Source organism: Streptomyces sp. SID14515, assembly GCF_010548505.1.
GTDB classification, from domain to species: domain Bacteria; phylum Actinomycetota; class Actinomycetes; order Streptomycetales; family Streptomycetaceae; genus Streptomyces; species Streptomyces caviscabies.
The window spans coordinates 102,946-115,313 of the sequence record NZ_JAAGMH010000144.1; the positions used below are offsets into that span (position 1 = coordinate 102,946).

The window sequence follows — 12,368 nt, forward strand, 5'->3', positions numbered from 1 at the left end:
AGATACCGTACCGCCACCGGGCGGCGGTCAGCGGAGCAGGATCACGTCCGTCTCCGTGCCGGGCTCGACCGAGGTGACGTCCTCGGGCACCACGATCAGCGCGTCCGCCTGCGCGAGCGCGGCGATCAGATGCGATCCGGAACCGCCGACCGGAGTGACCGTGCCCGCCTCCGCGTCGTAGCGGCCGCGCAGGAACTGGCGGCGGCCGTCCGGCGAGGTGAGCGCCTTCTCGGCGCTCAGCTCCGCGCGGGCGGTGGGGCGGTGCACATCGGTGAGGCCCATCAGGGCGCGGATGGCGGGGCGGACGAACAACTCGAAGGAGACATAGCTGGAGACCGGGTTGCCCGGCAGGGCCAGCAACGGGGTGTGGTCCGGGCCGATCGAGCCGAAGCCCTGGGGTTTGCCCGGCTGCATGGCGAGCTTGCGGAACTCGATCCCGCTGCCCGGCTCGTCCTCGTCGCCGACGGAGGACAGCGCCTCCTTGACCACGTCGTACGCGCCGACGCTGACGCCGCCCGTGGTGACGACGATGTCCGCGCGGATCAGCTGGTCCTCGATCGTGGCGCGCAGCGTCTCGGCGTCGTCGGCGACCGCGCCGACCCGGTAGGCGATGGCTCCGGCGTCCCGGGCGGCGGCCGTCAGCGCGAAGCTGTTGGAGTCGTAGATCTGGCCGCCCGTCAGCGTCTCGCCGGGCTGGATCAGTTCGCTGCCGGTGGACAGGACGACCACGCGGGGGCGGGGCCGTACGACCACGGTCGAGCAGCCGATCGCCGCGAGCAGCCCGATCTGCGGCGGGCCGACGACCGACCCGGCGGCCAGCGCCAGATCGCCCGGCTTGACGTCGCTGCCGCGCTCGCGGACATGGGCGCCGGCGACGACGGGCCGGTGCACCCTGACCTCGCCGGTGGCGTCCTCGGGCGCGTCGCTGTGGGCGCGCATGGCGGCGGCCGGGCCCTCGCCCGTACCGCCGTCCGTCCATTCGACCGGGACGACGGCCTCCGCACCGGCGGGCAGCGGTGCGCCCGTCATGATGCGGGCGGCCTGTCCCGGTCCCACGACCTGGTCGTCGGCGAGCCCCGCGCTGCCCGCGGCGACGTCGCCGATGACGGTGAGGACCGCGGGGAACTCCTCGCTGGCGCCCTCGACATCGGCGATCCGGACCGCGTAACCGTCCATGGAGCTGTTGTCGAACGGCGGCAGGGCCACCTCCACGACGACGTCCTTGACGAGCACGCAGCCCTGGGCGTCCGGCAGCTGCAGCTCGATGGGCTCCAGCGGCCGCACCGCGGCGACGATGTCGTCCAGGTGTTCGTCGACCGACCAGATCGTGCTGCTCACGGGGTTACATCTCCTCAGCGACGTACTTGCGCAGCCAGGTCCGGAAGTCCGGCCCCAGGTCTTCACGTTCGCACGCCAGTCTGACAATGGCGCGCAGATAGTCGCTGCGGTCGCCGGTGTCATAGCGGCGGCCCTTGAAGACGACGCCGTGCACGGGGCCGCCGGTCTTCTCGTCGGCCGCGAGGAGCTGGAGCGCGTCGGTGAGCTGGATCTCGCCGCCGCGGCCCGGCTCGGTGTGTCGCAGTATGTCGAAGACCGCGGGGTCCAGGACGTACCGGCCGATGATGGCGAGGTTGCTGGGGGCGTCGGCCGGGTCCGGCTTCTCGACCAGGTCGGTGATGCGGACCACGTCGCTGTCGACGGTGGCGTCCGCGGCGGCGCAGCCGTAGAGGTGGACCTGCGAGGGGTCGACCTCCATCAGCGCGATGACGCTGCCGCCCTCACGCTCCTGGACCTCGACCATCCGGGCCAGCAGGGCGTCGCGCGGGTCGATCAGGTCGTCGCCGAGGAGCACCGCGAAGGGCTGGTCGCCCACGTGGGGGGCGGCGCACAGCACGGCGTGTCCGAGGCCGCGGGGGTCACCCTGGCGGACGTAGTGCATGGTGGCGAGGTCGCTGGACTCCTGGACCTTGGCGAGGCGTTCGGCGTCGCCCTTGCGGGTGAGCGCGGACTCCAGCTCGTAGTTGCGGTCGAAGTGGTCCTCGAGGGGACGCTTGTTGCGACCGGTGATCATCAGTACGTCGGAGAGTCCCGCTGCCACGGCCTCCTCGACGACATACTGGATGGCCGGCTTGTCGACGACAGGCAGCATCTCTTTCGGAGTGGCCTTCGTGGCGGGCAGGAACCGGGTGCCGAGACCTGCTGCCGGGATGACGGCCTTGCTGATCCTGGAGGGCGACTGAGTCATGTGCAGACCTTAACGGCTGCACACGGCCGGAAGCTGATATTCCGGTTAACTTCGTCCTTAAATATGCCCATACGAGAATCGTGCGAGTCTCTATTGAACACCGACAAGTCCGGCAAGGCGTCCGCGAAGAGCTCCCTGCGGCGCGAACTGCTCGCCGCGCGGGCCCTTCTGACGAAGGAGGACGCCGTGCGGGCCGCCGCGGTTCTCGCCGAAGCGGCCCTGGGCCTTCCCGAACTGGCCGACGCCCGTACGGTCGCCGCGTACGTCTCCGTGGGTCGCGAGCCAGGCACCCGTGCACTCCTGGAAGCGCTGCGCGGGCGCGGCGTGCGCGTGCTGCTGCCGGTGCTCCTGCCCGACAACGACCTGGACTGGGCGTCCTACGAGGGCCCGGAGCACCTGCTGCCGGCCGGGCGGGGGCTCCTTGAGCCGGACGGCCCACGGCTGGGCCCCGCCGCCGTCCTGGACGCCGACGCGGTGCTGCTGCCCGGCCTGGCGGTGGACGGGGCCGGGATGCGGCTCGGGCGGGGCGGCGGCAGTTACGACCGGGTGCTGGCCCGGCTGACGGCCGCCGGGGCGCACCCGGCGCTCGTCGTGCTCCTGTACGACGACGAGGTGGTCGCACGGGTTCCCTCGGAACCGCACGACCACCCGGTGGACGCGGTGGTCACACCGTCCGGAGCGCGGCGCTTCGCATCCTGAACCCCGGACAGGCGCCTGAACCCCGGACAGGCGAAAGCCCCTAGGGGCTCACGCGTGAGCCCCTAGGGGCTTCCTACCGGGCGCTCTTGGCGATCCCTACGGTTTCAGCGTCAGCGTGTCGACGGTGGACGCGTCGACCGCTTCCGTCCCGAAGGACCAGTCGAGCAGTTCACCGTCGACCCACTTGTCGGTCTGGTCGGTGTAGTGCGCGCTGAACGCGTGCCCGGAGGCCCCGCTGAGGTTGATCCAGCGGGACTTGTCCCAGTCCCCCACGTTGACGACCATCCGCATCGACGGCACCCAGACGACCTCGTAGCCGCTCGCCGCGTTCCAGCCGGTGGCGTTGACCGCCGCTTCGCCGCCGCCGAGGTTCCAGGGGCCGCGGTTGAGCGCCCGCTGGAGCAGGCCGGGGCCTTCGGTGCCGAGCGTCTGGTTCTTCAGCGTCAGGCGGTGCAGCCGGCCCCAGCTCCAGGTGGAGATGTTCTTGCCGAGCTTGGCCGTCAGCTCCCAGCGCGCGTCCTCCATCGCCCGGGCGAAGAGGTCGTCCCGGCTCTCCAGGGCGTCCTCGCGGCCCCGGGCGGGCGCCTTCCACCACTCGTTGTCCGGGTCGTCCATGATGTCGCGGACCACCTGGAACCAGCGGTCGCCGCCGTCCGGCTGCGCGGTGTCGCCGTCGCGCTGGCCGCACTCGCGGACGAGCTTCTTCTGCTGGTCCACCGGGCCGCTGTTCTTGGCCGGCGGCACATTGATGCAGTCGCCCTCGACGCGCATCTCCTTGGGAAGCTTGTTACCGAAGGCGAGCTTCAGGATGTTGCGCCAGACGCCGTTGAAGTACGCGGCGGCGGCCGAGTCGGGTTCCTGGGTGTAGTCCCAGCCCTCCAGCAGCTTCTGGGCCTCGCGGACGCTCGGGTCGGAGATGTTGATCTTCTTCAGCTCGGGCACCAGCAGCGCGGCGATCTCGCTGAAGTTGTCCATCTGCATCTTCTGCATGTCATCGGTCGAAACCTTCTCGCCGCCCTTGATCTTCTGGGCGAGGAGGTCGTTGATCCGCTGGCTGCGGGCTCCGTAGCCCCAGTCCTTGGTCAGGAGGTGCGGGTACTTCTTCTCGTCGATGACGGCCTGGTTGGCGGTGACGATGTAGCCGCGGTCCGGGTTGTACTCGTAGGGCAGCTGGTCGAAGGGGATGTAGCCCTTCCACGCGTACTTCGGGTCCCAGCCCGGGGCCGGGACCGTGCCGTCGTAGCCCTCGGAGCGGACCGGGATCTTGCCGGGCGCCTGGTAGCCGATGTTGCCCTCGGTGTCGGCGTAGATGAGGTTCTGCGAGGGGACCTCGAAGTACTCGGCGGCCTTCCGGAAGGTGGCGAAGTCCTTGGCCCGGTTGAGCGCGAAGACCGCGTCCATGGACTTGCCGGGCTCCAGCGCGGTCCACTTCAGCGCCACCGCGTAGCCGTCGGCCCGGTCGGGTGCGGCATTGCTGACGGGCGCCTTCTGGCCGACCTTGTCCAGTTCCTTGCTGCGGTCGGAGACCAGGGGGCCGTTGTTCGTCTCGCGGACGGTGATCGTCCGGTCCCTGCCGCCGGCGACCTTGATGGTCTCGTCGCGGGTCTTGAACGGCTTGGTCTCGCCGTCGTACAGATAGCCGTCGCCGGAGACCTTCTCCAGGAAGAGGTCGGTGACGTCGGCGCCCAGGTTGGTGAGGCCCCAGGCGATGTCCTGGTTGTGGCCGATGATCACACCGGGCATACCGGAGAACGTGTAGCCGGCCGTGTCGTACTGGCAGGTCTTGGAGAGCTCCCGGCAGTGCAGGCCCATCTGGTACCAGAGGGAGGGCAGCATCGGCGCGAGGTGCGGGTCGTTCGCGAGCAGCGCCTTGCCGGACGTCGTGTGCTTGCCGTCGACGACCCAGGAGTTCGAGCCGATGCCGTTGCCGTTCGGGCCGAGCAGCGCCGGGATCTCGTCGAGGGTGTCGGAGAGGGCGGAGAGCTGGGTGTTCAGGCCCTCGGTGGCGCCCTCGGGGGTCGTGGAGCCGACGTTGTCCGACGGGTTCGCCTCGGGGTCGAACTCGCCCGTGACCGGGGAGATCGCGCCCTGCTCGACGATCGGCCTGTTCTTCTTGTACGGGTAGCCGGGGTACAGGTCCTCGATCTGGTCCTTGTCGAGGCGGCTGGTCAGCAGCGACCGGTCGATCTCGTCCTGCATGTTGCCGCGCAGGTCCCAGGCCATCGCCTTGAGCCAGGCCACCGAGTCGACCGGGGTCCACTCGCCGGGCTTGTAGTCGTTGGTGAAGCCCAGCGCCGCGTACTCGACCGAGATGTCCCGGCCTTCCTTGCCCTTCAGGTACGCGTTGACGCCCTCCGCGTACGACTGGAGGTTCTTCTTGGTGCTCTCGTCGAGGACCTCGTCGTACTCCTTCTGCGCCACCTGCCGCCAGCCGAGCGTCCGCAGGAAGGAATCGGTCTCCACCTGGCCGGAACCGAACATCTCGGAGAGCCGGCCGGACGTCATGTGCCGCCGGACGTCCATCTCCCAGAAGCGGTCCTGGGCCTGGACGAAGCCCTGGGCGCGGAAGAGGTCGGCGTCGGAGTCCGCGTAGATCTGCGGAATCCCGTAGGAGTCACGTTTGACCTCGACGTCGCCGCTGAGGCCGTCGAGAGTCATCGACCCGGTGGTCTGCGGGTACGAGGCCCGCACGGTGGACACGGACCAGTACGCCCCGTACCCGACACCCGCGACGAGCGCCAGCACCAGGACGAGCACGATCAGGCGGGCGCGTCGCCCCTTCTTCCTGCCGGGCTTCTTCGCGTCGGAAGGGCCGGAAGAGGCGGTTGTGTTGGCGGGCATCGCTGTCCTTCGAGGGGCAGGGTGGTCCTGGGAGTGCAGGAGCAACCATAGGCGCAGCGGAGAAGCCACTCGGACGCGGTATGGGGATGCATCCATTTGCGTCTTCCTCGTACGAACACTCGAAGCCGTCAAGGAATCGTTAACGATTAGGTAAGGTAACGAAGTAACTGGCTGCCGGAGGACGATCCGGCAGGCGCACGCAGGGAAGGAACGGACCCTGACTGTCCACGCGCTCAACGAACTCCTGCTCGTCTGCTCGCTCGTCCTGCTCGTCGCCGTGGCGGCGGTACGGATCTCCTCGCGCAGCGGGCTCCCCAGCCTGCTCCTGTATCTCGGCATCGGGATCGCCCTGGGTCAGGACGGCATCTTCGACGTCAAGTTCGACAACGCCGAGCTGACGCAGGTGATCGGCTATGCCGCCCTGGTCGTCATCCTGGCCGAGGGCGGACTCGGAGCGAAGTGGAAAGAGGTCCGCCCCGTCCTGCCCGCCGCCGCGGTGGTCTCGACCGTCGGCGTCGCCATCAGCGTGGGCATCACCGCCTCGGCCGCGCACTATCTCGTCGGCCTCGACTGGCGCCAGGCCCTCATCATCGGCGCGGTCGTCTCCTCCACGGACGCCGCGGCCGTCTTCTCCGTCCTGCGCAGAGTGCCCCTGCCGTCGCGGATCACGGGTGTCCTGGAGGCCGAGTCCGGCTTCAACGACGCTCCGGTCGTCATCCTGGTCGTCGCGTTCTCCGCGGTCGGCCCGGTCGAGCACTGGTACGTCCTGGTCGGCGAGATCGCCCTGGAGCTGGCCATCGGCGCCGCGATCGGCATCACGGTGGGCTGGCTGGGCTCCCTGGGGCTGCGGCACGTGGCGCTGCCCGCCTCCGGCCTCTACCCGATCGCCGTGATGGCCATCGCCGTCTCCGCGTACGCAGCGGGCGCCATGGCCCACGGCAGCGGGTTCCTCGCCGTCTACCTGGCCGCGATGATCCTCGGCAACTCCAAGCTGCCGCACTGGCCCGCCACCCGCGGTTTCGCCGACGGGCTCGGCTGGCTGGCCCAGATCGGCATGTTCGTGCTGCTCGGCCTGCTGGTCACCCCGCATGACCTGGTCGACGACTTCTGGCCCGCCATCGTCGTGGGCCTGGTGCTGACCATGGTGGCGCGACCGCTGTCGGTCTTCCTGAGCCTCGCGCCGTTCCGGATGCCGGCCCGCGAGAAGGTCCTGATGTCCTGGGCCGGGCTGCGCGGGGCGGTGCCCATCATCCTTGCGACCATTCCGATGGTGTCCGGGGTGGAGGGCAGTACGAGAATCTTCAACATCGTGTTCGTCCTGGTCATCGTCTACACCCTGATCCAGGGTCCGACGCTGCCCTGGGTCGCGAGCAAGCTGAAGATCGCCGACGATCCGGCCGAGGCCGACGACCTGGGCATCGAGTCGGCCCCGCTGGAACGGCTGCGCGGCCATCTGCTGTCGGTCGCCATCCCCGCGAAGTCGAAGATGCACGGCGTGGAGGTCGGCGAGCTCCGGCTCCCGGCCGGCTCCGCGGTCACGCTGGTGGTCCGGGAGAACAAGAGCTTCGTGCCGTCCCCGGCGACGGTGCTGCGGCGCGGTGACGAGCTGTTGGTGGTGGCCACCGATCCGGTGCGCGACCGGACGGAGGAACGCCTGCGGGCGGTCGCCGAGGGCGGCAAGCTGGCCGGCTGGCTGGGCACGGGCGGATCGCCCGCTTCCGGCACGCCCGGTGCGGCGGGCCCCCAGGGCGGATCCGCCATCCCACAGGCGATGAAGCTGGCCAAGAAGCTCGGCGGGGCCGGCGCCGGCGCCAATGCCGGTGCCAACGGAAGCGGAAGCGGCGCGAAGACCCGCCCCTGAGAAGGCGTCGCAGATCACAGGCTGAAACGGAAGCCCTGTGTGCAATCACAGGCGCACAGGTCTTCCTGCCTGTAGCATGAAGGCAAACCTGATCGACCAACTCTGTCTGAAGCAGAGCTGGCGCGACCGTATGGCGGTCGTGGTGTCTCTTCGCCCGGCGTTTCTTCGCCGATTGCAGCGAGTCGCCCGGCATCTACCGCAGTTCCGCGCGAAGAGGACAGCTCTCGGCCGCTTCCGTCCGGCCCGCCCCACAAGGGCGCCGGGAAGCAGGGCTACCAGGCGGCAGAAAGGCAAGGACCGTGGCAACCACGGTCTCCGACCGCCCCGGATACGGGCAACTGCTGCGCACCCCCGGTGCGTGGACCTTCCTCCTCCCGGGCTTCGCCGCACGGCAGCCCTTCGCGATGCTGACCATCGGCATCGTCCTCCTCGTGCAGCACACGACCGGCTCGTACGGCAGCGCGGGCGCCGTCGCGGCGGTCTCCGGCGTCTCCATGGCGCTGTTCGCCCCGCAGACCGGCAAGCTCGCCGACCGCTTCGGCCAGCGTTCCGTCCTGCTGCCCGGGGTTCTCCTCCACGCCGTCTCGGTGAGCGCCCTGACCGTCCTGGCGCTGGCCGACGCGCCCCTGTGGGCGCTGTTCGTCGCCGCGGTGCCGACCGGCGCCTCGATCCCGCAGATCGGCCCCATGGTGCGGGCCCGGTGGGCGGCGCTGCTGGGGGCCACCCCCGACCGGCCCGCCTCGCCGCTGATGTCCACCGCGGCCGCGTTCGAGTCGGTGACGGACGAGTTCACGTTCGTCCTCGGCCCGGTGATCGCGACCGCGCTGTGCACCGGCGTGCACCCGGCGGCCGGCCTGATCACGGAAGCCGCCCTGACTCTGGTCGGCGGTCTGTTCTTCGCCGCGCAGCGCGCCACCCAGCCCGCCCCGCGCAACGCCGCCACCGCGGCCGAACCGCACGCCTCGGCGCTCTCCGTACCGGGCGTGCGCGTCCTGGCCATCACCTTCCTGGGCATCGGCGCGGTCTTCGGCGGAATGCAGGTTTCGCTGACCGCGTTCTCCGAGGAGATCGGCCACCCCGGCGTCAACGGTGTGCTCTACGGCATCTTCGCCGCGGGAAACATGCTGGCCGGCATCGCCTGCGGCGCCATCGCCTGGAAGAGCAGCCCGCGCCGTCGACTGATCGTCGGGTACGTGGCGCTGACCCTGACCGCGTCCGGCCTGTGGGCCGTCCACTCGGTGCCGCTGCTGGCCGGGCTCGGCCTGCTGGTCGGCCTCTGCATCGCCCCGGCGCTGATCAGCGGCTACACCCTGGTCGAGTCGCTGGTGCCCGCCACCGCCCGTACCGAGGCCTTCACCTGGCTGACGGGCGCGGTGGCGCTCGGACAGGCCGCGGCCGTGACCGTGGCGGGGCAACTCGCCGACGCCCATGGCGCGAGCACCGGATTCCTGGTGCCCCTGGCCGGAACCGCACTGGCCCTGGTGACCCTGCTGGCCCTGCGCTCACGGCTGACCCCCCGGTCCCCGGGACGCACCGTGGCACGTGGGATCGGTCACCGCGAGCCGGTCACGGTGGACTGATTCAAAGGAATACGTCAGTATGGAGCGTCGTTAGCACTCATTGAGTGAGAGTGCCAGGAGGAGCAAGTGCCGACCTATCAGTACCAGTGCACCGAGTGCGGCGAGGGCCTCGAGGCGGTGCAGAAGTTCACCGATGATGCCCTGACCGTGTGCCCGAGCTGCGACGGACGCCTCAAGAAGGTGTTCTCCGCGGTCGGCATCGTCTTCAAGGGTTCCGGTTTCTACCGGAACGACAGCCGTGGCTCGTCGTCGAGCAGCACGCCGGCGTCGGCGACCTCGAAGTCGTCCGACTCCACGTCGTCCTCGTCGTCGGGTTCGGACTCGAAGGCGAGCGCATCGTCCTCGTCCTCCTCGTCCGGCTCCTCCTCGTCGTCGGCCTCCGCGCCGGCCTCGTCGAGCGGTACGTCGGCCGCCTGAGCCCGCGTACGCCCCACCTGCTTTTCACCGGACCCCGCCGAGACCACTCGGCGGGGTCCGGTCGTGCGTCCCGGGAAACGCTCCTCCGGATACGGTGACCGCATGGCGAACGCACATACGGAATCGGGCTCCGGTACGGGTACCGAGGGTTCCGCGGAGATCGGTGTCATCGGCGGCTCGGGCTTCTACTCCTTCCTGGAGGACGTCACCGAGGTCTCCGTGGACACCCCTTACGGGAAGCCGAGCGACTCGGTCTTCCTCGGTGAGCTCGGCGGCCGGCGGGTGGCCTTCCTGCCCCGCCACGGACGTGGCCACCATCTGCCGCCGCACCGCATCAACTACCGGGCCAACCTGTGGGCGCTGCGCTCCGTCGGGGTCCGGCAGGTGCTCGGGCCGTGCGCTGTGGGCGGGCTGCGGCCGGAGTTCGGGCCGGGCACCCTGCTCGTCCCCGACCAGCTGGTGGACCGCACCAAGACCCGCGTACAGACCTATTACGACGGTGAGCCCCGGGCCGACGGGACCGTGCCGAACGTCGTCCACCTGGGCTTCGCCGACCCGTACTGCCCCGAGGGCCGGAAGGCCGCGCTGGCAGCGGCCCGCGGACGCGACTGGGAGCCGGTGGACGGCGGCACCCTGGTAGTGGTCGAGGGGCCCCGCTTCTCGACCCGCGCGGAATCGCGCTGGCATGCGGCGATGGGCTGGTCGGTCGTGGGCATGACCGGGCACCCCGAGGCGGTCCTGGCCCGTGAACTGGGGCTCTGCTACACCACGATGACCCTGGTGACCGACCTGGACGCGGGGGCCGAGGCGGGCGAGGGCGTCTCGCACGAGGAGGTGCTCCAGGTGTTCGCGGCCAATGTGGACCGGCTGCGCTCGGTGCTGTTCGACGCGGTGGCCGGGCTGCCGGAGAACGACAGCCGCAACTGCACCTGCGCCCACGCGCTGGACGGGATCGACACCGGGATCGCGCTGCCGTAGCGGGCAGCAGGGCGGGACTCACCGGGTCACAGGGCAGGCTTCACCGGATCAGGTGACGGAGTTGTCCACAGTGCGGGGACTGTCCACAGGCCTCAGCGGGTTCTGCTCGGACCGTGGAAAGTGAGGGGAGTCCGGCCGGGTCACACCGGCCGGACTCCCCTTTCCCTTGCGCTTTCCTCGCGCTCGTCCGCCCCGATCCCCAGGTGGTGCCATGTCCTCGTCCCTGTCCACTCCCCCGTCCGCCTGCTCCTTCCCGGCACCGGTGCCCGCACCGTGCGGGGTCGGGCCCTTCGCTCCGCTGCGGGTGCGGGGCGGCGGCGCGGACCGGCTGCGTCGGATGCTGCGCCGACAGCGGCGTGCGGCGGCTGCCGGGCTCGCGCTGGCGGGTGCCGCGCTGGCCACCACGGGCCTGAGCAGCGCCGACGGAGGGTCCGCCGCACCGGACGCGCCGCCGGGTGCCGACCGGTCGTCCGAGCGGCTGGTCTCCGCGCCGGTCCGGATCGCGGACCCGGAGACCGTACGGCTGCTGCGGCCGGGAGATCGGGTCGATGTGATCGCGGTCGGCGATACGGGCGACGACGACGCGCGCGTGGTGGCACGAGGGGTGCGTGTGGCGAAGGTGCCGCACACAGCCGCCAGACCTGGCGGCCACGCGGCGGGCGGTAGCGGTGAAGCGGGGGCCGGGGCGCTGGTGGTGTTGTCCGTGGAGCGGCCGACGGCCACGGCCCTGCTCGGCGCGGGCACTTCGGGACGGTTGGCCGTGGCGGTGTCCGATGCGAACTGACGCCCTCTCAAGTCACTCGTGGGAATTAGCGGATTGGACAGTGTCGCCTTCGTCCGCCTTAGGTGGCGGAGCAGTTTGCTCCCCCTACCGCCCATGCGAAAGAAGGCTCACCTGTGAGCGAGAAGAAGGTCAGTCTGCTGGACGGCTTCAAAGCCTTCCTGACGCGCGGCAATGTGATCGACCTCGCGGTGGCTGTCGTCATCGGCGCAGCGTTCACCAACATCGTGAACGCGGTCGTCAAGGGCGTCATCAATCCCCTGGTCGGTGCGTTCGGCACCCAGGACCTGGACAACTACAGCTCCTGTCTCCAGGGCCCGTGCACGACGGACCCGAAGACCGGGGAGATGGACGGGATCGAGATCCTGTGGGGCTCGGTGCTCAGCGCCGCTCTCAGCTTCCTGATCACCGCTGCCGTCGTGTACTTCCTGATGGTGCTGCCGATGGCCAAGTATCTGGCCCGGCGGGCGGCGGCGCAGGCCGCCAAGGAGGGCGTGCAGGAGACGATGGAGGTGAGCGAGCTGGAGGTGCTGAAGGAGATCCGCGACGCCCTCCTCGCACAGCGCACCGGTGGCGCACCGGGCCGGCTCGGGCCGGACTCGGGCGAGGGTCCTGGCGGGACCGGCGGGACCGGCGGGGCTGGGGCGGGCCCGGTCGAGGACCGGTAGCCCTCCGGGCGGCCGCTCAGATGTGGTGGGGCGGCTTCTCGTCCAGGAAACGCGCGAGGTCCGCGGCGCTGCCTCCGGTGAGAGGCCGCTCGCCCCACCCCTGGTCCGTATCGTCCGCGGACTGCCGGTCCAGCGGATCGTCGAAGATCAGAACCGGCTTGGGCTTCGGTTCCTGGTGCGGCTGCTCTTCCGGCTGCTGCGGCTTCTTCGCATCACGCGGTCGGGGGGCGGGGGCGGCGCTCATGTCTCCAGGGTACGGCGGCTCACCACGAGGTGTGAGCCGCCGTGGAGCAGGGCG

11 protein-coding genes are annotated in these 12,368 nt (G+C 70.4%); 7 read left to right on the plus strand and 4 right to left on the minus strand.

Going from position 1 to position 12,368, the window contains the following annotated elements:
• Positions 1 to 27: 27 nt before the first annotated feature.
• Positions 28 to 1,338 (minus strand): gephyrin-like molybdotransferase Glp, encoded by a 1,311-nt coding sequence (gene glp, locus G3I54_RS35480; protein WP_164618666.1) that lies wholly within the window; start codon positions 1,336 to 1,338, stop codon positions 28 to 30.
• A gap of 4 nt (positions 1,339 to 1,342) precedes the next feature.
• Positions 1,343 to 2,245: a UTP--glucose-1-phosphate uridylyltransferase GalU gene (gene galU / locus G3I54_RS35485; RefSeq protein WP_164618664.1), complete on the minus strand. Its 903-nt coding sequence runs from the start codon at positions 2,243 to 2,245 to the stop codon at positions 1,343 to 1,345.
• Between the two features lie 93 nt (positions 2,246 to 2,338).
• On the opposite strand from galU, the gene G3I54_RS35490 reads away from it, so the two are divergent.
• Positions 2,339 to 2,944 (plus strand): 5-formyltetrahydrofolate cyclo-ligase, encoded by a 606-nt coding sequence (locus G3I54_RS35490; protein ID WP_164618661.1) that lies wholly within the window; start codon positions 2,339 to 2,341, stop codon positions 2,942 to 2,944.
• A gap of 96 nt (positions 2,945 to 3,040) precedes the next feature.
• Here the strand turns inward: G3I54_RS35490 and G3I54_RS35495 are convergent, their stop codons facing one another.
• Positions 3,041 to 5,785: a penicillin acylase family protein gene (locus tag G3I54_RS35495; RefSeq protein WP_164618659.1), complete on the minus strand. Its 2,745-nt coding sequence runs from the start codon at positions 5,783 to 5,785 to the stop codon at positions 3,041 to 3,043.
• Positions 5,786 to 6,002: 217 nt separating this feature from the next.
• On the opposite strand from G3I54_RS35495, the gene G3I54_RS35500 reads away from it, so the two are divergent.
• The 6 genes from G3I54_RS35500 (at position 6,003) to G3I54_RS35525 (ending at position 12,070) form a co-directional block, all read left to right on the plus strand.
• Positions 6,003 to 7,646: a potassium/proton antiporter gene (locus G3I54_RS35500; protein ID WP_164618845.1), complete on the plus strand. Its 1,644-nt coding sequence runs from the start codon at positions 6,003 to 6,005 to the stop codon at positions 7,644 to 7,646.
• Positions 7,647 to 7,945: 299 nt separating this feature from the next.
• Complete coding sequence (locus tag G3I54_RS35505) at positions 7,946 to 9,226, plus strand: MFS transporter (RefSeq protein ID WP_164618657.1); 1,281 nt, start codon at positions 7,946 to 7,948, stop codon at positions 9,224 to 9,226.
• A 66-nt stretch (positions 9,227 to 9,292) separates the two neighbouring features.
• The gene (locus G3I54_RS40220; RefSeq protein WP_164618655.1) at positions 9,293 to 9,643 is read left to right on the plus strand and encodes an FmdB family zinc ribbon protein; all 351 of its coding nucleotides are present in this window, start codon (positions 9,293 to 9,295) and stop codon (positions 9,641 to 9,643) included.
• Between the two features lie 102 nt (positions 9,644 to 9,745).
• Positions 9,746 to 10,621 (plus strand): S-methyl-5'-thioadenosine phosphorylase, encoded by an 876-nt coding sequence (locus tag G3I54_RS35515; protein ID WP_164618653.1) that lies wholly within the window; start codon positions 9,746 to 9,748, stop codon positions 10,619 to 10,621.
• A gap of 304 nt (positions 10,622 to 10,925) precedes the next feature.
• Positions 10,926 to 11,405 carry an RcpC/CpaB family pilus assembly protein gene (locus G3I54_RS35520; protein WP_164618843.1) on the plus strand — a complete coding sequence of 160 codons (480 nt, stop codon included), beginning with the start codon at positions 10,926 to 10,928 and terminating at the stop codon, positions 11,403 to 11,405.
• A 113-nt stretch (positions 11,406 to 11,518) separates the two neighbouring features.
• A complete protein-coding gene (locus G3I54_RS35525) occupies positions 11,519 to 12,070 on the plus strand; it encodes an MscL family protein (protein WP_164618651.1) in 552 nt (183 codons plus the stop codon).
• A gap of 16 nt (positions 12,071 to 12,086) precedes the next feature.
• Here the strand turns inward: G3I54_RS35525 and G3I54_RS35530 are convergent, their stop codons facing one another.
• Positions 12,087 to 12,314, minus strand: coding sequence for a hypothetical protein (locus G3I54_RS35530; RefSeq protein ID WP_164618649.1), 228 nt, complete (start codon positions 12,312 to 12,314; stop codon positions 12,087 to 12,089).
• Between the last annotated feature and the right edge of the window lie 54 nt (positions 12,315 to 12,368).

Bases quoted from the DNA above. Each gene is read 5' to 3' on its own strand.
- G3I54_RS35530 (WP_164618649.1), bottom strand. From the start codon at position 12,314: ATGAGCGCCGCCCCCGCCCCCCGACCGCGTGATGCGAAGAAGCCGCAG.
- galU (WP_164618664.1), bottom strand. From the start codon at position 2,245: ATGACTCAGTCGCCCTCCAGGATCAGCAAGGCCGTCATCCCGGCAGCA.
- G3I54_RS35515 (WP_164618653.1), top strand. From the start codon at position 9,746: ATGGCGAACGCACATACGGAATCGGGCTCCGGTACGGGTACCGAGGGT.
- G3I54_RS35495 (WP_164618659.1), bottom strand. From the start codon at position 5,785: ATGCCCGCCAACACAACCGCCTCTTCCGGCCCTTCCGACGCGAAGAAG.